Source organism: uncultured Senegalimassilia sp. (genome assembly GCF_934636665.1).
In the GTDB taxonomy this organism is placed as follows: domain Bacteria; phylum Actinomycetota; class Coriobacteriia; order Coriobacteriales; family Eggerthellaceae; genus Senegalimassilia.
This window is the reverse complement of sequence record NZ_CAKUAT010000017.1, coordinates 1-22,776: the sequence shown is the minus strand read 5'-3', so window position 1 is coordinate 22,776 and position 22,776 is coordinate 1. Positions and strand designations below refer to the sequence as shown.

Below are 22,776 nucleotides of genomic sequence, written 5' to 3'. Positions count from 1 at the left end.
AGCAAAACGCCCCGCGCTTGCGTGCGGGGCGTTGGAGTGCATAGTTTCTTCGCGCCTTCGAAGGCGCCGTTTCGGGCTATCTATCCTTACCGTGGCATTTCTTGAACTTCAGGCCGCTCCCACACGGGCAAGGGTCGTTGCGCCCCACGTTGGCGAACGGGTCATCCTTGTCCTTTACGTAGGTCTGCGGCTTCGCCGGAGCGGGCTTGGGCGCCGAACCTGCCGCCTGCTGCGCACGCTGAGCAGCCTGCTGCTGAGCGACCGCATGGCCCACGCCCGTCTGTCCGAGCGCCTGTTCGGGATTGGAGTAGCTCACGCGGCCCTCAAGCGGGTTGGGCTCGGCGGGCATCTGCGGAGCGGCGGATGCCGCCACCTGCAGGCGAAGCAAGGTACGCAGATATTCCTCGTACATGGAATGCGTCAGGTTGCTGAAGGCGCGGTAGGCCTCGTTCTTGTACTCAACCAACGGGTCGCGCTGGCCGAAGGCGCGCAGGCCGATACCGGTTTTCAGGTAATCCATATCCTGCAGATGCGCCATCCACCTGCGGTCGATGATGCGAAGCATGACCTGCGATTCCAGCATGCGCATGATCGGCTCGCCAAGCTCGGCGGTCTTCTGCGCCACCACGCCGTCCAGATACGCCTCAAGCGCCTCGCACACCTGCGCAGGGTCGTCCTCGTGATCGACCTCGGCCACATGGAAATCGTTAAGACCCGTCATAGACGCCGCCCACATATCGACGGCCTTGCAATCCCAATCGTCGCTGGGCAGCTTCTCGGGGCAGCTCTCCTCCACCACGGCCTCGACGGCATCGGCCACGATCTCGGGGATGCGGCCTTCCATGTCCTTGCCGTCCAGGATGGCGTTGCGCTCCTCGTAGATGGCCTTGCGCTGCAGGTTCATAACGTCGTCGTATTCCAGAACGTTCTTACGCGCTGCGAAGTGCATGCTTTCAACCTGGCGCTGTGCGGACTCGATGGCCTTGGACACCATGGATGCCTGGATGGGCATGTCATCGGGCATGTTGGTCTTCTCCATCATGGCGCCGATCTTGTCCATGCGCGAACCGCCGAACAGGCGCATGAGATCGTCTTCAAGCGACAAGTAGAACTGCGTGGTGCCCGGGTCGCCTTGACGGCCGGCACGACCGCGCAGCTGGTTGTCGATACGTCGGCTTTCGTGACGCTCGGTGCCGATGACGCACAAGCCGCCGGCCTCCAAGACGCGCTTCTGCTCCGCTTTGCACGTTGCGCGCGCGATGCCGAGCGCCTCCTTGCGCTGGCCCTCCGTAGGCGCCGGCAGGCCGCCTTCATCGGCGGGCTGCATGCCGGGCTCGAGGTCGGGGTTGAGGCCGCGCTCGAGCAGCACGTCGTCGGCGAGCACGTCGGGGTTGCCGCCGAGCAGGATGTCGGTACCGCGGCCTGCCATGTTCGTGGCGATGGTGACGGCGCCGACACGGCCGGCTTGGGCGATGATGTGAGCCTCGCGCTCATGGTTTTTCGCGTTGAGGGTCTCGTGCTTGATGCCGCGCTTGTCGAGCAGGCGGGAGAGCTTCTCGGAGCTTTCGATGGACACCGTGCCGATAAGGCAGGGCTGACCAGCCTGATGACGAACGGCCACATCGTCGGCGACGGCGTGGAACTTCGCATCGACGGTGCGGTAGATCAAATCGTCCTCGTCGATACGCTTGACCTGCTTGTTCGGCGGGATAGCCACGACCGGCAGCTTGTAGATCTGACGGAACTCGGCGTCCTCGGTCATGGCCGTGCCCGTCATGCCCGAGAGCTTATCGTAGAGGCGGAAGTAGTTCTGCAACGTGATGGTGGCGAGCGTTTGATTCTCCTCGCGCACCTGCACATGCTCTTTGGCCTCGAGCGCCTGATGCAGGCCCTCGGAGTAGCGGCGGCCTTCCATGATGCGGCCCGTGAACTCGTCGACGATCTTCACCTCGCCGTTAACGACCACGTAGTCGACGTCGCGATGGAACAGGAACTGCGCCTTGAGCGCCTGCTGCAGGTGGTTGGGTAGCTGACCGGACGGGTCGGCGTAGATGTCATCGATGCCGAGCATGGTCTCGATTTTGGTAAGGCCGGACTCGGTGGCGTTGATGGTCTTCTTCGCCTCGTCCATCTCGAAGTCCTCGTCAAGCTTCAAGGCGGGCATGACGCAGGCGAACTTGTTGTACGTATCGGCGGCGCGCGTGCCGGCGCCGGAGATGATCAGCGGCGTGCGGGCCTCGTCGATGAGGATGGAGTCAACCTCGTCGACGATGGCGAAATGGTGTCCGCGCTGCACGCGGGCATCGGCGCGCGTGACCATGTTGTCGCGCAGGTAGTCGAAGCCGAACTCGGAGTTGGTGCCGTAGGTGACATCGGCCTGGTAGGCGAGCTTCTTGGCCTCGGGGCGCATGCCGTTTTGGATAAGGCCCACGCTCATGCCCAGGAACTCGTACACCTGCCCCATCCACTGGCTGTCGCGGCGAGCCAGGTAATCGTTGACGGTGACGATGTGCACGTTCTGCCCGCAAAGGGCGTTGAGGTAGCCGGCAAGCGTGGACACGAGCGTCTTACCCTCGCCCGTGCGCATCTCGGCGATCTGACCGTCGTTGAGCGCCATGCCGCCGATGAGCTGGACGTCGAAGTGACGCATGCCCAGCGTTCGCACCGACGCCTCGCGCACCGCAGCGAACGCCTCGGGCAGCACGTCTGCCGTGGAAGCGCCAGCCTGCACGCGGCCGCGCAGCTCGTCGGTGAACGCGCGCAGCTGCTCATCGGATTTTGCCTGCATCTCGGGCTCGAGGCCGCCGATCTTGTCGGCCAGGGCCTGGTAATTCTTCAGCTGCTTGCCTTCGCCGAACGTAAGCAGCTTGGAGAGGAAACCTGCCATATGAGCGCCATTCCTTTCAGCGCCGGCCCTGTATGCCGGCGCGGGTTCGTTTAATCAGTTAACTGTAGCATATCCTCAATTTAGCTAGGTTCCAGTAGCCGACATGCACAGCTTCTTCGCAGCGCCGCGCAGCTAATCGCGGGGGTTTGCCCTCGTAGGACCCCCGCTTCGCCCGACGCACATCGCGCGAACGCATCCCGAAACGAGGCCGCCCGCATCAAGCGCCGCAAGGCCGCACTCCCCCCGCACGCCCTCGCGGCGCCCCTTCGCCTTACACGCGCTCCTCAGCCTCGATGATGGAGCGGTACAGCCGCATCGTCTCGGCCGAGGGGTCGATGCCCAGATCATCGGCCAGGTACCGTCGGCAAGCGAAGTAGGTCTGCAGCGCCGCGGTACGCTGCAGCGAGGCGATCTGGGCGCGCATGAGCGCCACGTACACATCCTCGCGCGAGTCGTCGCGGGAAAGCGCCGCACGGGCGAACCACAGGCCCTCCCGGGGATCGCCCGAGTCAAGCAGCTTCCCCGATGCTGCCACCAGGGCATCCACCAGGCGGTTTTTGCAATCCTCGCGAAGCCCGTCGATGACGTCGCAACCATCGTCGCCCGGCAGAAGCTCGTCGGCGAACGAATCCTCGACCCGCGCGAACAGGTGCCCCCATCCGCCACGCCCCGGACGGTTGAACAGCAGCGCCCGACATACCTCCTCCAGCTCGAGAACGTCGCTTGCCAGCAGCCGAGCCTCGATGCACACGCCGTTTTGATGCCTGACAAGGTAAGGGCAATCGCCCTCGGGCGTGGATAGCGCCGAGCGCAGCTGCGACCAGGTGGCGTAAAAGTTCTTGCGCCGGCACGACGCGCTCGACTCGGGCCAGAGCTGCGCGGCAAGGCGATCGCGCGAAACGTCGCGCCCGCGGTTGAGCACGAGCAGGGCGAGCAGGGAGCGAACCTTCTGCCGCGAAAGGTGCCCCGATTCAACCGCGACATCGCCCACCTTCACCTCCAAGCGGCCGAACAGGTTCACGGTAAGACGCGGCGGCGCCGGCGTTGCGGGCATCGCCGTCCCCCACGCCACCTTGCGAAACGCATCGGGATGCGTGCTCTCGAACGACGCACGGGATCGAAGCTTGCGAGCATGGGCGCGCTCGCACTCCATGCGCTGCATGGACAGCGCCCTCTCAAGCCTGTTCGCCGCCATTGCGCAGCGAGGATCCAAACCCGGCATATCCAAGTATCCGCGCTCCAGAATGCGCGAAAACGAGCAAGCTGCAAGGGCCTGGGCAAGCGTGAGCGACCCGGTTGCGGCAAACGCCTGGGAAACATCGCGAGCGACCGCAGCGGCCACGCGCTCGGCCAGCTGAACCGCCAGCAACCCCTCGGAGCCGCCTGCGTCATCGAGCAGCTTCGCGGCGCACAACAGCGCGCCTTCGCCAAGCTCCGCCCCCTCGAACGCCAGAAGCCACGCCTGCGCGGGAAGGATATCCTCGTCAAACGCCGGATCGATCACGCAGGCCATGGCGCTCAGATGGGCGAACGGCCCATCGCCCATCTCGCGTATGGCCGACGAGCACGCAGCAGCGGCATCCCCCGCCGAACCCGAGAGCTGCACGAGCTGCGCCACCGCCTGCTGCGCGAGGTCGGCGCCGCAGGCAAGAGCGCGACGCGCCGCAAGGCAGCCCGCCACGTTCTCGCCCAGCAGGGCGCAGCGCACCGCCTCCTCGAGATGCTGACCGGCGTCGAGCTGGCGGGAATCCAGGCTTGCATACAACGTGCGCGCGCTCAAAAGACACGCCGCATCGCGCAGCCGGCGGCTTTGCGAGGCAAGCCAGGTGCAGCGCACGTGAGCGGATGCCAGACAGCGCATGACCTCGCACGCCCGGGCGCAGCGCCCGGCGTCCATAAGGGCCTCCGCCAATCGCAACACGAACGCGCCCGCATCCTCATGCGCGCTCGCGCCGAGATTCGCCAGCCTGTCCGAGAACGCCTCAGCGATCTGGGACACCCCAAACGGAGCCGCGCAAAACGCGCCGCGCACGCGATCGACGCCCACGTAGGCGTAGCTTCGCTCCAACAGCTCGGCCACCTCGTCGTCGATGCGAACGATACGCCGAGCGTCGGAGAGGCTTCCCGACCCCAGGCACAGCAAGGCGAACACGGCAGCCATCACATCGGCGGGCAGCTCCTCGGACGCGGCAAGCTCCAAAAACGCAGGCGAGGCGGACTCTCCCCAGGCAAGCGCCGCCACGCGCCGGCACCGCGCGACATCGTGCGCCGGAGTCTCGGCTATGTCGGAGGGCAAGCGCGCGAAATCAACCTCCTCATCGTTGAGCAGCAGGTCTCCCGCGCCTATGAGCATGCGATCGATCTGGTCGCCGAACACATCGGCCGCCGGCGTGCAGGTGATGAGCGCCTCGCACCCTCTGTCGAGCAGATCATCGAGAACGGCGCCGAACAACTCGGCTCGAAGGGAATCAAGCGGCGGGACATCCTCGAACACGGCGAGAAAGGGCTGATCGTCGACTTCGACGAGCCCATCGACGATGCTGTGCGCATCCAAATCGCGCAAGAAGCACGGGCTGGCGCAATCAATCCAGAACACGTGATCGAACGCGAACACCGTTTCAGCGTATTCAAGAGCTAGGGTGCTTTTCCCGAAACCTGACGGGGCCACCATGAACCGCGCGACGTTGCGCTCGCGCAGCAGCTTGGCCACCAACGCCGGGCGCGGATACGCACGCAAAGAAGAGAACCTAGACGGCCGGTTACCGCGGCACGCGGATTGAGCTAAAAAGGACAGCATCCTTCAAACCCCCTTTTGACGGGATCGGATGCTTGGCCTGTGATACGGCCACCATACCGCAATATATTGATACTGACAAGAGTCGGTAATTCGATAAGACAAGGTGACTTCGTATGTTTTCGCGAACTACGGGTTTTCACGGTCTATATATTGTGGGTATACCAAAACGAACTCACAACAGATTCGAAACCCGGATGCAGCGATGCCCGCACGCCTTGCAGCATGCGGGCATCTGCGAACGGCACCAGCGGCGCCTTGAACGGTTAGGGGCGACGGAGCGCTACGCTTCGCGGCCGATCAGCTTGGCGATGCGCTCGGAATAGGTCAGGTCGGTCAAGCCGGCCTCCTCTTCCAAGTCGACCAGGGGCGCGTCGTTCCACAGCGACTCCAGGCGATAGTAATCGCGCGTTTCGGGCTGGAACACGTGCACAATGAAGCTGCCGTAATCCAGCAGCGACCACGTGCCGTCGGCCGTGCCCTCGATGTGATAGGGCTTCGCGCCGCCGCGCAGACGGCATTGCTCCTCGATCTCGTCGACCACGGCATCGACCTGACGGTTGTTCGACGCCGTGCAGATGACGAAGTACTCGGTGACGCCGATCAGGTCGCCGACCTGCTGCACCATGATATCGGTGGCCTTCTTCTCGTTAGCGGCCTGTGCGGCGATGATGGCGCACTCGCGCGGGCTGAGAAGGTCGGGCTTCTGGCGTCCGTACATGTCCACGCCCTGGTTGATAGGGGCGTTGTTGTCCACTGCCTCGTTCACTTGCTTCCTTTCGCATCGTTTGCGGCGCGCTCACGTGCGCGTGCCGCGTAATAATTCCAAACGGTCACGGTATCGGGATGGATGAGCTTGCGACGCTCGATGAGGTTTCCCACCACATAGACAAGCGTTGCCATGAACAGCTCCTCAAGCTCCACCTTCCCCACCATATCGCGCAGCTTGTCGACGCCCGCGCAATAGCGCCCGGGCTCGATGACGTCGGCCACGTACACGATAAGGTCGAGCGGCGACATGCCTACGGCCCCGGTGGTGTGCAGGCGGATGGCCTGCAGCAACGGCGCCGGAAGCTCGGGGAATTTCCTGGCAAGCGCCGCCGCGGCGGTGGGACCGTGCAGCAGATGGGGCATGTCCAGATAGCTTGCCAGCTGGTCGGCGATGCCGAGCTCGACCGCGCGGGCGCGGATGCCCTCGTTGTCGTAGCCCTTGTCCCAGTCATGCAAAAGACCCGCCAGACGGGCCAGACGCTCATCCTGTCCGTAGACCCGCGCCATGCGCGCCGCCGTCTCGGAGACCCCCAGGGAATGCTCGAAGCGCTTATGCCCCACGCGTTGCGCAAGGTCATCACGTCGGGCCTGGTAAAACGCATCGCCGAGCACATCGACCGCTCCTTGCGGCAGCTGCACGCCTTGATCTGGTTCGACTTCGCTCACTTCGCACACCGCTTCCCTGTTCCGCTTCCAACCATAGAGCCCATGGGCGGCAATATAGTCGAGCACCCGCTGCACCGTCAAATAACGAATGGATTTGCCCGCTTGCACGCGGGCGCGCAGATAGCTTGACGACACGGCCAGCCCCGTTGCCTCCAGCATGTGGATACGGAAGTTGCCCGACCGCTCTATGGTGAGCCGGGTTTCCTCGGAAAGGGCGTACCCCGGCCGCGTTGCGGCGATCAACTCCGCCATGCTGGCGATGGCGGCGCTTTCGCGCCACTTCAAGATGGAGCATACCGCATCCGCGCCCGTGATGAAGAACAGCGCCACGTTTCCCGGATAATGTTCACGAAGCTGGCGCAGCGTATCGGCCGTGTAGGTGACGCCCGGGCGGTCGATCTCGATGCGGCTGACATCGAAGGCGGGGTTGCCCCGCACCGCCAGGCGGCACATCTCGAAGCGCTGTTCGGCGGGCGTGACGTCGCGCTTGAGCTTGAACGCCGGCTTCCCCGCGGGGATGAACACCACCGCATCCAGACCGAACGCCTCGCGCGCCTGCTCGGCGCAGGCCAGATGTCCGATGTGGATGGGGTCGAACGTGCCGCCCATGATGCCGAGGCGCACCGGGCGGCCGTCGGCCCCAAGATCGTCGAAACGCTCGCAGACCACGGGCGCAGCCGCCGCTTGCGCGCACCCGGCATCGACGCTGGCTTGCGTAATGCCCATCCTAGGCGCGCACCTGCCCCGAGCCGCGCAGCACGTACTTGTACGAGGTCAGGCCCTCGAGCGCGAAGGGGCCGCGCACGTGCAGCTTCTGCGTGGAGATGCCGATTTCCGCGCCCAGGCCGAACATGCCGCCGTCGGTGAACGCGGTGGAGGCGTTCACGTACACCGCGGCCGCATCCACTTCGTTGACGAACCGCTCGATGGCGGTCGCGCCTTCGGGAAGCTGCGAATCGGCGACGATGGCCTCGGAGTGCATCGTGCCGTAGCGGTTGATATGGTCGATAGCCTGCTCGGGGCCGCTGACGCAGCGCACGGCCAGATCGGGCGAAAGGTACTCCGTTTCCCAATCCTGCTCGGAGGCGCGCTCGACCTGCAGCGCGGCATCGGTCGGTAACCGCTTTTCACCGGCGGCAAGGGCGGCCTTGCACGCAAGCTCATCGCCGTGGATGCGCACGCCCTTGTCGGCGAGCATGCCGAACAGCTCGGGCAGGAACCGCTCGGCCACGGCCTGGTCGACGAGCAGCGTCTCGCAGGTGTTGCAGACGCCGTAGCGGCGGCATTTCGCGTTGACGACGATGTTTCGCGCCATATCGAGATCTGCCGTGGAATGCACGTACACGTGGCAGTTGCCCGTGCCTGTTTCGATAACGGGGACCTTCGCGCAATCGACGCAATGGGCGATCAGGCCCGCGCCGCCGCGCGGCACGAGCACGTCGACCACGCCGCGCAGGCCCATGAGCACGTCGGCCGCGGCGCGGTCGGTGGACTCGATGATACCGATGCAGCCGGCGGGCATGCCGGCCGAAACGGCGGCATCGTGGAGCACGTGCGCGATGGCCGCGCAGGACTTGGCGGCCATGGAACCGCCGCGCAGCACGCAGGCGTTGCCCGATTTCAGGCAGATGCCCGCGGCATCGGCCGTGACGTTGGGGCGCGCCTCGTAGACCACGGCCACCACGCCGAGCGGGACGGCCACGCGCGAAAGCCGGATGCCGCTATCGAGCGTGCGCGAATCGAACACGCGGTCGAGCGGGTCGGGAAGCGCCACCAGGTCCTCGAGCGCATCGGCCATGGCCGCAACGCGCCCCTCGTCGAGCATCAGGCGATCGAGCAGGCTTTCCTTCGTGCCCGCCTGACGCGCAGCGTCCATATCCTGGGCGTTGGCGGCCACGATGGCCCCAGATTGCTCGCGCAGCGCCCGGGCCATGGCGGTCAATGCGGCGTTGCGCTCCTGCACGGTCGCCTGCGCAAGCGCCGGGCTCGCATCCTTGGCGGCCTGCGCGACCGCCAGCACTTCCTGTTCCAGCATGATCGGACTCACATTCTGTCGTATATCCAAAGCATGGGGCGCACGCCCCTATTCGAAGACCACCAGCTCATCGCGATGCACCAACGGACGCTGGGTCAGCGCGGCGAGCAAGCGGTTGCGCTCGAGCGCCTCGCGCGTTTTGCCGCAGGCAAGCTCCACCTCATCGGCGGAGAACGCCGCACGGCCGCGGGCGAACAGATGGCCCGCGAGGTCTTTGATGTCGACGATGTCGCCGGCCTCGAAGCGACCCTCCACGCTAGCGACGCCCACGCAGAGCAGGGATTTGCCATGCTCGATAAGCGCCGATTTCGCGCCCTCGTCGACCACCACCGCGCCGCGCGCCGAATCGCCAAGGGCGATCCACAGCTTGCGGGGCGTGATCTCGTGGGGCTTGTTCAGCGCCGAGAAGCGCGTGCCGACGGGCTTGCCCGCCGCAGCGTCCTCGACCACGTGGGACTGGCGGCCATAGCAGATGATCATGGGGATGCCGGCCACCATGAGCACGCGCGCGGCCTTGATCTTGGTGATCATGCCGCCCGAACCCACGGTGGAGCCCGCACCGCCGGCGACCGCCAAGATCTCGGGCCCGATGCTTTCCACGTGCGGGATGAGCTTGGCGTCGGGGTTGGTGTTCGGATTGCCGTCGTAGAGGCCGTCGATATCCGACAGGATGACCATGAGGTCGGCGTCGATGAGGCACGCGGCAAGCGCGGCGAGCGTGTCGTTGTCGCCGAACTTGATCTGCTCGACGGCGACGGTGTCGTTCTCGTTGATGATGGGCACCACGCCCAGCTCCAGCAAGCGCAGAAGCGTGTTGCGGGCGTGCAGGTACGCGTGGCGGTCGGCGGTGTCGCGACGGGTCAGCAATACCGTGGAGGTGACGATGCCGTGGCGCGCGAACACCTCGGCATACGCCGTGGCCAAAGCCGACTGCCCCACCGACGCCGCGGCCTGCAAGCTTGGCATGTCGCTGGGGCGCTTCTGGATGCCCAGGGCCTCAAGGCCGCACGCGATGGCGGCCGACGTGACGATGACGGGCTGCCAACCGGCGGCGCGCACCTTCGCGATCTGGTCGGCAAGCGCCGCCAGGTACTCGTAATCGATGCTGCTCTCCGACGTGGTAAGCGTCGAAGACCCGATTTTTATGACCAGGCGCCGTGCGGCGCCTTCCCTAGCATCCAGCTGCTCCATTAGATATCAAGCTCCTCGAACAGATCGGCGGCCGTCCTGGTGGACTCAAACTCGAAGGCGCGACCGCAAATGCGGATCTCGTCGCCATCGACGGCGCCCGCCTTCTCGAGCGCCTCTTCGACGCCCACGCGCTTGAGGCGGTGCTGCAAAAACACCACTGCCTCCTCGTTTTCCCAATCGCACTGCACCACCATGCGCTCGACCTGGGTGCCCACCACGCGGAACACGCCCTCGGAGAGCTTGCGCACGGTGAAGCGCTTGTCGCGAGCCTCGCGCTTGAGCTCCCACACGTGCTCGTACTGCACGTCGGACGCCTCGGCCTGGCGAGCCTGCTCGCGAAGCTCGTGGACCTGGTTGGCGATGGCGGCCTTCAGGCTGTCCACGCCCTCGCCGGTGAGCGCGCTGATGCAGTACACCTTCGGGTCGATGGGGCTCGGCGCGAACTCGTTGCCGCCGGCAGCGGCAATGGAATCAGCCTTGACCTGCGCCTTCAGGCGCTCAAGCGCCTCTTCGGCGCCCGTGACGTCGATCTTGTTGGCCACCACGATGCGCGGGCGCGCAGCCAGCTCGTCGGCATAAAGCGCCAGCTCGTTGTTGATGATCTTGTAGTCATCGAGCGGGTCGCGGCCCTCCCAGTCGCCCGTGAGGTCGACCACATGCACGATGAGCGCGGTGCGCTCGATATGGCGAAGGAACTCGTGGCCCAGGCCGCGCCCTTCGTGCGCGCCCTCGATGAGACCGGGGATGTCGGCCACGACGAAGCTCAAGTCACCCGAACGCGCCACGCCCAGGTTGGGAACAAGCGTGGTGAACGGGTAATCGGCGATCTTCGGGCGGGCCGCCGAGATCTTCGAAATGAGCGAGCTTTTGCCGGCAGAGGGCATGCCCACAAGCGCCGCGTCGGCCATGAGCTTCATCTCAAGCTCGATCCAGCGCTCCTGCGCAGGCTCGCCCAACTCGGCGAACGCCGGCGCGCGGCGCGTGGAGGTGACGAAGTGGATGTTGCCGCGGCCGCCCATGCCGCCGTCGGCCACGGTGATGCGCTCGCCGTCGTGGGTGAGATCGGCCATAAGCTCGCCGGTTTCCTTCGATTCCTCGAAGTACTCGTGCACCACGGTGCCCACCGGCACCTTGAGCACCAAGTCGTCGCCCGTGGCGCCGTGCATACGGCTGCCCTTGCCGTGCGTGCCGCGCTCGGCCTTGAAGTGATGCTTGAAACGGTAGTCGATCAGCGAGGACACGCTGGCATCGGCTTCAAGCACCACGTTGCCGCCATGGCCGCCGTCGCCGCCGTCGGGACCGCCCTTGGGCACATGGGCCTCACGGCGAAACGACATGCAGCCGGCGCCGCCGTCGCCGCCCTTAACGTGGATTCGGACTTTATCAATGAACACGATGTGACCTCCATCGGTTTTAGGATTGCGTGTATCGCCTGATTGTATACGAAAAAAGCCCCCTGCAAGGCAGGGGGCTTCGCGAATGCATAGATGCCACGCACACGCGTGCGGCTTGTGCTACGCCTGGGGGCGGACATGCACGCGACGCTTCACGCCGCGCGTGAACTCCAGCGTGCCGTCGCACAGAGCGAACAGCGTGTCGTCCTTGCCACGGCCGACGTTGTCGCCGGGATGGAACTTGGTGCCGCGCTGACGGACGATGATCTGGCCCGTCTTGATCTGCTGGCCGGCGAACATCTTCACGCCCAGTCGTTTTGCGTGGGAATCGCGGCCGTTACGGGTAGAACCGAGACCTTTCTTATGTGCCATTTCATTCCCTCCTTACAATTAAGCGATGGACTTGATTTCAACGCGCGTGAGCTGCTGGCGATGGCCGCGCAGCTTCTTGTAGTTCTTGCGCTTCTTGAACTTGAACACCAGCTGCTTGGGGCCCTTGAACTGCTCGACGACCTCAGCGGTGACCTTCTTGGCAGCTGCCTTGGCCGGATCGGCCTCGACGGTGGAACCGTCGACGAAGCAGATGACCGGAAGCTCGACGGTGGCGCCGACCTCGGCGTCCAGCTTCTCGATGTTGAGCTTGTCCCCGACGGCAACCTTGTACTGCTTGCCGCCCGTTTTCACGATTGCGTACATGTTTTCTCCTACTTTCGAAATAAACGCAAGGCGATAGCTTAGCAGCGCGACCGTAGCAAGTCAACGAAGTGATCGAATGCACAGTCTCCGCGTATCATCGCACTTATTTCCGCTGCGCCTCCTCGGGCACAACATTCGATATGATACCAGATGTTGTGGACACACGCGGCGGCGTTGCCGGCTTTTTCCGCATTGTCGCCGCGCTCCACGAAATACCCACAAGCTAGTGCGCTTCAGCCCAGGTATCGGCAGCCGAGATATCCGCGAGCAGGGGCACCTTGAGCTCCACCACGTGTTCCATAACGTCGCGAACCATGGCCGAGAGCGCCTCCACTTCCCCATCGGGTACGCTGAAGTCCAGCTCGTCGTGCACCTGCACGAGCAGACGGGCCTTGAAGCCCTCCTCCATGAGACGCTGCTGCACCTGGCGCATGGCGAGCTTGATGATGTCGGCGGCGCTGCCCTGCATAGGGTGGTTCATGGCGGTGCGCTCGCCGAAGCCGCGCGTGTTGCCGTTGGCGGCGTGCAGCTCGGGGATATGGCGCTTTCTCCCGAACATGGTTTCCGCATAGCCTTTGGCGCGGGCCTGCTCGACCGTTTCGTCGAGATAGGCGCGCACGCCGGGGTGCACCTCGAAGTAGCGGTCGATCATGCCCTTGGCCTCGGCGATGGGGATCCCCAGGCTTTGCGCCAGCCCGAACGCCTGCTGGCCGTAGACGATGCCGAAGTTCACCGCCTTGGCGCGGCTGCGCTGCTCAGGCGTGACCTGGTCGATGGGCACGTCGAACACGCGGGATGCCGTGGAGGCGTGGAAGTCGGCGCCGCTGGTGAACGCCTGGACAAGGGCCTCGTCGCCGGAGAGGTGCGCAAGCAGGCGCAGCTCGATCTGCGAGTAGTCCGCCGAAAGGAACTTGCAGCCCGGTTCGAGCGGGATGAAGCACTCGCGGATGTGGCGCCCGAACTGCGTGCGCACGGGGATGTTCTGCAGGTTGGGGTCCGAAGAGGACAGGCGCCCGGTGGTGGTGACGGTCTCGTTGAAGCTGGAGTGCACGCGCCCGTCGCCTGCGCGCATGCGCGGCAGGGCGTCGATGTAGGTGGACTTGATCTTCGCCAGCTCGCGATAGCGCAGCACAAGCGCGGGCAGCTCGTGGACCTCGGCAAGGTCCTTGAGCACCTTGGCGTCGGTGGAATAGCCGCGCTGGGTCTTCTTGCGCGCGGGCAGACCGAGCACCTCGAACAGGATATGGCCGAGCTGCTTGGGGGAATCCACGTTGAACTCCTGGCCGGCAAGCTCGTAGATTTGCGCGCGCAGGCCCTCGATCTGCTCCCCCGTGGATGCGCCCAGCTGCGCAAGGCGCTCGACGTCGATGGCAGCGCCCGTGCGCTCCATGATGGCAAGCACCGCCACGAGCGGCAAGTCGATGTCGAAATAAGCGCGCTCGGAGCCCTCGTCTTTAAGGGCGCGGGTAAGCGGGCCCACCAGCGCGCGTGTCGCGGCGGCCTGCGCGCAGGCACGCTGCTCCTCGGTTTTCGCCTCGGGCAGCACGCCGCCCATATAGGTATCGAGCAGCACGTCGTAGGTATACTCGGACACCGACGAGTTCAAAACGTATCCGGCAAGCCCCAGGTCGAAAGCGCGCATGGACATGAGCTGCGCATCGTCGACCAGCGTGGGAAGGGCGTTATCGGCGGGATAGACGCGATGCAGGGCCTCCTTCACGTCGAGCGCGGCGAAGTTGCCGCCGGAGATCAAGCGCGCAAGCTGGGCGAAGGCGGCATCATCGGCAAACACGGCGCAGCCCTGCGAAGCGGACACGGCCACAACGGACCCGCCGCCGAACAGCGACTCCTGCTCGGGATCCACGATGGCCACTCCCACCTGCTCACCCGATTCCAGAACCGCGTCCACAAGCTTCTCGGCCTCTTCGCCGTGCAGAACCTGCCCCACCTCGATAGCCGCGGATTCGCGCTGAGGGGCCTCGCCCACCAGCTTGAGCACACGCGTCAGATGCGAATTGAAACGATACTTCGAGAACGCCTCGGTAACGGCCTGCGCGCTGAACGCCGGGAACGCCGCCCCCTCAAGGTCCAAGGGGAAATCCAGGTCGCGCACGATGGTGGCAACCTTGCGGCTGGTGAACGCCGCCTCGCGGTTTTCCTCCATGCGCTCCTTCTGCTTGCCGCGCAGCTCGTCGATATGCTCGTAGATGCCCTCAAGGCTGCCATAGGCGCCCAGCAGCTTCGCCGCGGTTTTGTCGCCCACGCCCGGCACGCCGGGGATGTTGTCGGAGCTGTCGCCCTTCAGTCCCAGAAAATCGGGGAACTGCGACGGCTCCACGCCGTAACGCTCGCGCACCTCGCCGGGGCCGTAGATGGCCACGTCGGTGATGCCCTTGCGCGTGGTGACCACGTGCGTGAGCTCGGAGCACAGCTGGTAGACATCCTTATCGCCCGAGACCAGCAGCGTGCGATAGCCCAGCGCCTCGTCGCGGGCCGCCACGGTTCCCAGGATATCGTCGCCTTCCCAGCCCGTCACGCGCACCACGGGGATGCTCATGGACTCGAGGAGCTCCTCGATGATGGGGAACTGCGCCTTCAGGCCCGGGTCCATGGGAGGGCGCTGGGCTTTGTATTGCTCGAGCGCCTCGGTGCGGAATTTCGGGCGCCCGGCATCGAAAGCGCACACGATGGCGTCGGGATTGGAGATGTCGATGAACTTGAGCAGCATGGCTATGAAGCCGAACACCGCATTGGTGGGCGTGCCGTCCGGGGCGTTCATGGTCGGCGGCACCGCGTGGAAGGCGCGGTGCATCAACGAGTTGCCGTCGATGACGGCCACTTTCTTCTCAGGCATAGGGCTTCCTTCAGGTTGGTTGCGCTTTCCCACCATTATATAAGCGGCGAAAGGAAAGCGGCGCCAACCGCATCATAGAAGCACCGTTTGCCCGCTTCGCTACGCGCTCCAAAGGTAGCCGACGCCGCGCACCGTCTCCAGATGCTGCGAGAGCTCGGGACCGAGTTTGGCGCGGACGCGCCTGACGTGCACGTCGACGGTGCGGCTGCCGCCGTAGTAATCGAAGCCCCACACGCGGCGCAGCAGCGCATCGCGGCTGTAGGTGCGGCCCGGATGCGTGACCAAAAACGCCAGCAGCGCATATTCGAGGTACGTGAAGTCAAGCGGCTCCCCGCCCACCGTCACCTGGTACGTGGCCAGGTTGATGGTCATGTTGTCCACCGTCACGAAATCGGTCGAGGTGCTCTCGTTGCCCGGCCACAGAAGCTGGCGGATGCGGGCGGCACACTCCTCGCTGCCGGCGCCGTGCACCACGAAATCGCTTTTCACCTGCACGGGAAGGCGGAACTCGGGAAGCTGCGCCTCGTTGACGATGACCAAAAGCGAGGCCGAGCCGTCCTCGAGCAGCACCGATTCCACCTGAGACAAGGTTGCCAGGGCGTCGGCGCGCGCCTCGTAGATGACCAGGTCGTAGGAAGGATGCTGGGACAGCAGCTTCTTGAACTGCACCGAAGACCCCGCCGCAACATCGACATCCAGGCCCGAGAGCACCTGCTGGAACTTGTGGGCGTTATCAAGGCTGTCGGCGATGAATATGACCGTTTTCCTCATTCTGAGCACACCTCCTTACGTGTCGTCCCGCGCACCGTTACAGAACCGCCAGGTAGCGGTCAAGCTCCCAGGTTGACACGTTGGACTGGTACTCGTCCCACTCGGCCTGCTTGGCTTCCACCAGGTAATCGCAGATGTGATCGCCCAGCGTTTCGCGCATGAGCTTCGAGCCCCTGAACAGCTCGACGGCCTGGCCCAGGCTTTCGGGAAGCGTGCGGAACCCTTGACGGCGCAGCTCTTGGCGCGACTGGGTGAACAGGTCGCGGTCCTCGACGGGCGCCGGGGGCTCAAGGCCCTCCTCGATGCCGGCCAGGCCCGCCGCCAGCATGACCGCGAAGGTGAGGTAAGGATTGGCGCTGGGGTCGGGGCTTCGCAGCTCCAGGCGGCACGCCATCTCGCGATTGGGGCGATAGCCGGGCACGCGCACGAGCGTGGAGCGGTTGGCGCGGGCCCACGACAGGTAGATGGGGGCCTCGCCACCGGCAAGCAGGCGCTTATAGGAATTGACGCAAGGATTGGTGATCAAGGCGAACTCGGGCGCGTACTTCAAGATGCCCGCAAGGAAGCTTTTCGCCGTTGCCGACAGATGATAACCCTGCGGATCCTCGGGATCGAAGAACACGTTGCCGCCGTCGAAATCGAACAGGCTCATGTGCACGTGCATGCCGCTGCCCGGGGCATCGGTGAGGGGCTTGGGCATGAAGGAGGCGTACACGCCGTGCTTCATGGCGATCTCCTTCACCACCAGCTTGTAGGTCATGACCGCATCAGCCATGGAGAGAGCGTCGGTGAAGCGAAGGTCGATCTCGTGCTGGGAAGGACCGTTCTCGTGATGGCTGTACTCGACGGGGATGCCCATCTTCTCCAACGTGAGCACGGTATCGCGTCGCAGGTCGCTGGCGTAATCCAAACTGGTCAAGTCGAAATAGCCGCCGCGATCCAAAAGCTCGGTGCCCTCGGCGTCCTTGAAGTAATAGAACTCAACCTCGGGGCCGACGTTGAACACGTACCCCATGTCCTGGGCCTTGCCCACCACGCGCGCCAGCACATGGCGCGGGTCGCCTTCGAAGGGCTTGCCGTCGGGCGTGCGGATACCGCAGAACATACGGGCGACGGCGTTGCTCTCCGGGCGCCAGGGAAGCACCTGGAACGTGGAGGCGTCGGGGAACGCCAGCATATCGGATTCCTCGGTACGGCAGAAGCCCTCGATGCAGCTGCCGTCGAAGCCCATGCCGTCGGCGAAGGCGTCTTCAAGCTCGCTGGGGATGACGGCGAACGACTTCATGCTGCCGAGCACATCGGTGAACCAGAATCGCACGAAGTGCACATCGCGGCTTTTAATGGTTTTCAGAACGAAATCCTGCTCCGGGTTGGAAGCCATGAACGGTTCCTCCTTCACGCGCCAGGCCATGCGGCGGCGCGGGTCCAAACATCTTCTAGAGGGAGATTATATCAGCGCATGTTGCAAACGCGTTACGCGCCCGAGGCATTGCGAAAGCAAATCGAACCCAAGGCTTCCCATCGAAAGCCGGCATGCGCATACGCGAAGGGCCGCCCCGAAAGGCGGCCCGAAAGCTGTTGAACCTATGTGCTGACGCGCTGCGCCCGGCGAAGGCGCACACAGCGCCCACCGGAGCGCAGGCTCCTACGACCTGCGAACGCGCTTGTCCACCAGTCGCGCGACCAGGTCGCCGATGGACTGGAACACCTGCACGAGCACGATGCACAGCAAGATGGAGGCGATCATGACATCGCCCAGGTAGCGCTGGTAGCCATAGCGGATGGCGATATCGCCGATGCCGCCTGCGCCCACCGCGCCGGCCATGGCGGTATAGCCGAACAAGGTGATGACGGTGATGGAAGCGCCGCGCACCAGGCTGGGCAGGCTTTCGCGCAGCATGACCTTGCACACGATCTGCCAGGTGTTGGCGCCGAAGCTTTGCGCGGCCTCGACCAAGCCGCCATCGACCTCGGCCAAGCTCTGCTCGACCATGCGGCCCACGAACGGGATGGCGGCCACGGTAAGCGGCACGATGGCGCCGGGAACGCCCAGCGACGTGCCCACCACCAGGCGCGTGAATGGGATGATAGCCACGAGCAGGATGATGAACGGGATGGAGCGGCCGATGTTGACGATCCAGCCGAGCACCGTGTTAAGGGCGCGCTGGGGCTTCAGACCATCTTTGGCCGTGATGACCAAAAGCACGCCGAGCGGCACGCCGATGAGGTAGGCGAACAGCGTGGACGCAAGGGTCATGACGAGCGTGTCCACCGTGCCCTGGGCGAACAGGGCGCCATACTGCGAGATGAAGTTGCTGATGTAGTCCATTTAGCCCTCCTGGCCTTTCGCCTCATCGCGCCCGGTAGCCACGACCAGGTCGTCGTTGGCCAGAAGCTCGCGGGTGACGGGGCTTTGCGGATTGCCGAACACGGCGGCCGTGGCGCCCTCCTCCACGATGCGGCCGTGGTCGATGACGGCCACGCGGTTGCAGATCTTGCAGGCAACGGGCAGCGAGTGGGTGATGACCACGAGCGTGACGCCCAGCTCGCGGTTGATGTCTTGCAAAAGCTGCAGGATGGAGGCGGTGGTGCGCGTGTCAAGGGCGCTGGTTGCCTCGTCGCAGAGCATGACCTTGGGGTTATTGGCCAGCGCGCGGGCGATGGCCACGCGCTGCTGCTGACCGCCTGAAAGCTGGCTGGGATAGCGCTCGGCAAGGTCGGCCAGGCCCACCAGCTCGAGCAGCTCCATGGCACGCTTGCGGGCGGTCTCGCCCTTCTCGCCGCGAAGCTCGAGCGGGAAGGTGACGTTGCGCAAGACGGTGCGCTGCTGGAACAGGCTGAAGTTCTGGAAGATCATGCCCACCTGGCTGCGCAGCTCGAGCAGCGCGCGACCGGACAGCCCCGTGATATCGCGGCCGTCGTAGAGGATGGCGCCCTCGGTGGGGCGTTCGAGCAAGTTCAGGCAGCGGACGAGCGTGGATTTACCGGCGCCCGAGGCGCCGATGATGCCGAACACGTCGCCATCGTTGATGGTAAGGTTCACGTTGCGCAGCGCATGATGGGCGTTTTCGCCTTCGCCATACGTCTTGCACACGTGCTGCAATTGGATCATACGTTTCCCGATCACTTGGTTGGATACGACGCAACGGGCGCCAAGAGCCCTATTTGCGCGCACGATTGCGCAACTTCTAATAATAGGCGAAGCTCAAGCCACGCACAAGGATGGCGTTTGCCGGGAAGCCCCCATCAGCGCGCGAATCCTACGGGGCTCGTGGGGGTTCGCTGTTCGCCGGGCTCGGCAAGGCGCCGGCTTGGTATACTTGCTGACATGAATACGCAAACCTACACACAGCGCGCTCAAGCGCGCCAACGCCGCCGCATCGCCGTGGTCACCATGGGCGTCAAGCTCGGCGACGAGACGCGCGGCTACACGCGTTTCCGCGTCCTGTCCGAGATGCTCGTCGAGCAGGGCTTCGACGTGGACCTGATCACCTCGTCGTTCCAGCACTGGGAAAAGGCCCAGCGCGACACCTCGAAGACCTGCTATCAGGGCCTTCCTTACAACGTGGTGTTCATCGACGAGCCGGGCTATACGCGCAACTTGGACCTGCAGCGCATCCGCAGCCACCACGTGGCGGCGAAGAACCTGCGCGATCATTTCGAGCGCACCGCGGGCCGTTACTCGCTCATCTACTCCGAGATCCCGCCCAACGACGTGGCGCGCGTATGCGCGGAATACGCTTCCGAGCACGACATCCCCTACGTCGCCGACATCAACGACCTGTGGCCCGAGGCCATGCGCATGGTGATTAACATCCCCGTGATCAGCGATGTGGCGTTCTACCCGTTCTCCCGCGATGCGAAACGCGTCTACCAGTTGCTCTCCGGCGCCGTGGGAACCTCGGAGGAGTACACGGCGCGCCCGGCGAAGGACCGCACGGCGCCCTACCCCCACGCCACGGTGTACGTGGGCAACGACCTTGCGGCGTTCGACGAGGGCGCCCGCGAGCATATGGCCGACGTCGTGAAACCCGAGGGCGAGCTGTGGGCCGTCTATGCCGGCACGCTCGGCGCCAGCTACGACCTGGCAACCCTCATAAAGGCGGCGGCGTTGCTCGAGAAGCGTCGCGCGGCCCATACCGCGCGCACAACCGCCGCGGGAACCGCCAAGCAACATCGCCCCTTCCCTCCCGTGAAGGTGAAGATCCTAGGAGACGGCCCCGACCGCCAACGCTTGGAGGAGCTTGCCCGGCAGGAAAACGCCCCCGTGGAGTTTTTGGGCTATCAGGACCATGGCAGCATGGCGGCATGGCTTCGCGCAAGCGACATCACCGTGAACTCCCTGGTGAAAAGCGCGGTGCAGAGCATCGTCACGAAGATCGGCGACTACCTTGCCTCCGGCAAGCCCATGATCAACACCGGCTCTTCGCCGGAGTTCCGCAACAAGGTGACCACCGACGGCTTCGGCCTGAACGTGGAAGCCGAAAACCCCGAGGCGCTCGCCGATGTGCTCGAGGAGTTGGCGCGCACCCCGTCGCTGCGCAAGATCATGGGAGCGCGCGGGCGCGCCGTGGCCGAGCGGGAGTTCGACCAGCGAACCTCGTATCTCGCCATCGTGAATTTGCTGCGCAATCTGATATAAGCGCCGCAGTTTGCGTCATCATCGAAAGGTACGCCGCCTTGCGCGAGCATGCGTTCACGCATCAGCGCTTGAGCTGGATAGCTAAGGAGATACCATGTCCGAACAGATCCGCATACCGTTTTCCCCGCCCGATATCACCGAGGCCGAGATCGCCGAGGTGGCCGACGCGCTGAGGAACGGATGGATCACCACGGGCCCGAAGACCAAGCAGCTCGAGCGCGAGCTGGCCGCTTTTTTGGGCACGCCGCGCGTAGCCTGCCTGGGATCTGCCACAGCGGCGCTCGAGTGCGCCTTGCGCGCGCTAGGCATCGGCCCCGGCGACGAGGTGATCACGAGCGCCTACACCTACACCGCCAGCTGCTCGCCCATCTGCCACGTGGGTGCGACGCCCGTGCTGTGCGATGTGGCGCCCGACAGCTACGAAATGGATTACGCGCAACTGGAGAAGCTCATCACGCCGCGCACGAAGGCCATCATCCCCGTCGATCTGGGCGGCGTCATGTGCGATTACGATGCGCTGTTCGCCGCTATCGACGCCTTCGGCGGCGCTTTTGAGTCTGCGAATGCGCGCCAGGAAGCCATCGGCCGCATCGCCGTGGTCACCGATGGGGCGCATGCCCTTGGCAGCGTGCGCCATGGCAAGCGCGCAGGCCAGGTTGCCGACCTTACCACGTTCAGCTTCCATGCGGTGAAGAACTTCACCACGGCCGAGGGCGGCGCCGTCACCTGGCGCGAGGGCCTGTTCGACTCCGATGAGCTGTATCGCGATTTCATGCTCATGTCGCTGCATGGCCAGTCCAAAGACGCGCTTGCCAAGACCAAGGCCGGCGCTTGGGAATACGACATCGCCTTCCCCGGCTGGAAGTGCAACATGACCGACCTGCAGGCGGGCTTGGGCCTGGCGCAGCTGCGCCGCTACCCGGGCATGCTCGCACGACGCCGTCAGATGGTCGCGCGCTATACGCGAAACCTTGCCGACCTTGACGTATCCATCCTGCAGCACTATCGCGCCGCCGACGGCTCCGACGCCTGCGACGCCGACGATGCCGCCGCGCGCGCCGATGTGTGCCAGGAATCCTCGAGCGGGCATTTGATGCTCGTGCGCCTGAACGGCTGCGGGCGTCAGCTGCGCGACCGCGTCATCGAGCTGATGGCCGAGGACGGCATCGCCACCAACGTGCACTACAAGCCCCTGCCGCTGCTCACGGCGTATCGCAACCTGGGGTTCGATATCGCCGACTTCCCTCATGCGCTCGCCCAGTTCGAGAACGAGATCACCTTGCCGCTGCACACGAAGCTGACCGATGCGGACATCGACGAGGTGTGCCGTTGCCTGCACTATGCCATCTTGCAGGCGAAGGCGGAGGGTGCGCGCTGATGTACGTACGCTTCGGGAAACGTATCTGGGACATCGTCATCGGGCTGATCGCGCTGCCGTTCGTGCTGCTCATCATCGCGGTGCTGGCGCCTCTTATCAAACTGGAAGACGGCGGCCCGGTGTTTTACAACGCGCCTCGCGTGGGCAAGGACGGCGTCGATTTCAAGATGTACAAGCTGCGCAGCATGCGCGTGAACGCCCCCGACCTGATCATGGAGGACGGCAGCACCTATAACGGCGCCGACGACCCCCGCATGACCAAGATCGGCGCCTTCATGCGCAAGACCAGCTTGGATGAGATGCCGCAGTTCTTCAACGTGCTGCTCGGCGATATGTCGGTGGTGGGCCCCCGCCCCGACCTACGCCGCGAAACCGAGCTCTACGAGGGCGAGGAGGGCCTGAAGCTGTCGGTGAAGCCGGGCATCACCGGCTACGCCGCCGTATACGGCCGCAATTCCCTGCCCTGGAAGCAGCGCCTGTCGCTGGACGTGTATTACGTCAAGCACGTAAGCTTCCTGCTGGATGCGAAGGTGTTCTTCCGCACGTTCGCCACGGTGCTCGGGCAGGAAGGCATCTACGTGGAGGACGACGAGTCGTAACGCGCCGCCAAAATACACCGCCAATCAGGACCACCCGCATAGCGGGTGGTTTGCTCTTAGGGTATAACCCATGGAAGGCCGGCGCGCGCCTAAAGACG

The 22,776-nt window shown here is 64.7% G+C and carries 17 protein-coding genes; 3 read left to right on the top strand and 14 right to left on the bottom strand.

Annotated elements, in window-relative coordinates:
- Positions 1–76: 76 nt before the first annotated feature.
- From secA to Q0G75_RS07515, 14 genes are all read right to left on the bottom strand, one after another.
- Positions 77–2,887, bottom strand: a complete 2,811-nt coding sequence (secA, locus tag Q0G75_RS07585) for a preprotein translocase subunit SecA (protein ID WP_294416346.1) — start codon at positions 2,885–2,887, stop codon at positions 77–79.
- A gap of 271 nt (positions 2,888–3,158) precedes the next feature.
- On the bottom strand, positions 3,159–5,624 hold the full coding sequence (locus Q0G75_RS07580; protein WP_294416344.1) for a BTAD domain-containing putative transcriptional regulator: 2,466 nt from the start codon (positions 5,622–5,624) through the stop codon (positions 3,159–3,161).
- 340 nt (positions 5,625–5,964) lie between these two features.
- Positions 5,965–6,450 (bottom strand): ribosome silencing factor, encoded by a 486-nt coding sequence (rsfS, locus tag Q0G75_RS07575; protein ID WP_294416341.1) that lies wholly within the window; start codon positions 6,448–6,450, stop codon positions 5,965–5,967.
- The gene (gene nadD, locus Q0G75_RS09395; RefSeq protein WP_365910956.1) at positions 6,447–7,844 is read right to left on the bottom strand and encodes a nicotinate-nucleotide adenylyltransferase; all 1,398 of its coding nucleotides are present in this window, start codon (positions 7,842–7,844) and stop codon (positions 6,447–6,449) included. Before nadD ends, rsfS begins: the two co-directional genes overlap by 4 nt.
- 1 nt (position 7,845) lies before the next feature.
- Positions 7,846–9,153, bottom strand: a complete 1,308-nt coding sequence (locus Q0G75_RS07560) for a glutamate-5-semialdehyde dehydrogenase (RefSeq protein WP_294416339.1) — start codon at positions 9,151–9,153, stop codon at positions 7,846–7,848.
- Positions 9,154–9,201: 48 nt separating this feature from the next.
- Positions 9,202–10,344 (bottom strand): glutamate 5-kinase, encoded by a 1,143-nt coding sequence (proB, locus tag Q0G75_RS07555; protein ID WP_294416338.1) that lies wholly within the window; start codon positions 10,342–10,344, stop codon positions 9,202–9,204.
- Positions 10,344–11,738, bottom strand: a complete 1,395-nt coding sequence (gene obgE / locus Q0G75_RS07550) for a GTPase ObgE (protein WP_294416336.1) — start codon at positions 11,736–11,738, stop codon at positions 10,344–10,346. Before obgE ends, proB begins: the two co-directional genes overlap by 1 nt.
- 120 nt (positions 11,739–11,858) lie before the next feature.
- Complete coding sequence (gene rpmA, locus Q0G75_RS07545) at positions 11,859–12,110, bottom strand: 50S ribosomal protein L27 (protein WP_042433844.1); 252 nt, start codon at positions 12,108–12,110, stop codon at positions 11,859–11,861.
- An 18-nt stretch (positions 12,111–12,128) separates the two neighbouring features.
- Positions 12,129–12,434 (bottom strand): 50S ribosomal protein L21, encoded by a 306-nt coding sequence (rplU, locus tag Q0G75_RS07540; protein ID WP_118350051.1) that lies wholly within the window; start codon positions 12,432–12,434, stop codon positions 12,129–12,131.
- A gap of 223 nt (positions 12,435–12,657) precedes the next feature.
- Positions 12,658–15,288, bottom strand: a complete 2,631-nt coding sequence (polA, locus tag Q0G75_RS07535) for a DNA polymerase I (RefSeq protein WP_294416334.1) — start codon at positions 15,286–15,288, stop codon at positions 12,658–12,660.
- 99 nt (positions 15,289–15,387) lie between these two features.
- Positions 15,388–16,059, bottom strand: a complete 672-nt coding sequence (locus Q0G75_RS07530; protein ID WP_042433833.1) for a winged helix family transcriptional regulator — start codon at positions 16,057–16,059, stop codon at positions 15,388–15,390.
- Positions 16,060–16,096: 37 nt separating this feature from the next.
- Complete coding sequence (locus tag Q0G75_RS07525) at positions 16,097–17,440, bottom strand: glutamine synthetase family protein (RefSeq protein WP_294416332.1); 1,344 nt, start codon at positions 17,438–17,440, stop codon at positions 16,097–16,099.
- 264 nt (positions 17,441–17,704) lie between these two features.
- Positions 17,705–18,388, bottom strand: coding sequence for a methionine ABC transporter permease (locus Q0G75_RS07520; RefSeq protein WP_294416330.1), 684 nt, complete (start codon positions 18,386–18,388; stop codon positions 17,705–17,707).
- Positions 18,389–19,171, bottom strand: coding sequence for an ATP-binding cassette domain-containing protein (locus tag Q0G75_RS07515; protein WP_294416327.1), 783 nt, complete (start codon positions 19,169–19,171; stop codon positions 18,389–18,391). It lies immediately after the preceding gene.
- 216 nt (positions 19,172–19,387) lie between these two features.
- Here Q0G75_RS07515 and Q0G75_RS07510 point away from each other — a divergent pair, with 216 nt between their 5' ends.
- From Q0G75_RS07510 to Q0G75_RS07500, 3 genes are all read left to right on the top strand, one after another.
- On the top strand, positions 19,388–20,701 hold the full coding sequence (locus Q0G75_RS07510) for a glycosyltransferase family 4 protein (protein WP_294416326.1): 1,314 nt from the start codon (positions 19,388–19,390) through the stop codon (positions 20,699–20,701).
- 94 nt (positions 20,702–20,795) lie between these two features.
- The gene (locus tag Q0G75_RS07505) at positions 20,796–22,079 is read left to right on the top strand and encodes a DegT/DnrJ/EryC1/StrS family aminotransferase (RefSeq protein ID WP_294416324.1); all 1,284 of its coding nucleotides are present in this window, start codon (positions 20,796–20,798) and stop codon (positions 22,077–22,079) included.
- Positions 22,079–22,678 carry a sugar transferase gene (locus Q0G75_RS07500; RefSeq protein ID WP_294416323.1) on the top strand — a complete coding sequence of 200 codons (600 nt, stop codon included), beginning with the start codon at positions 22,079–22,081 and terminating at the stop codon, positions 22,676–22,678. Before Q0G75_RS07505 ends, Q0G75_RS07500 begins: the two co-directional genes overlap by 1 nt.
- Positions 22,679–22,776: the final 98 nt, after the last annotated feature.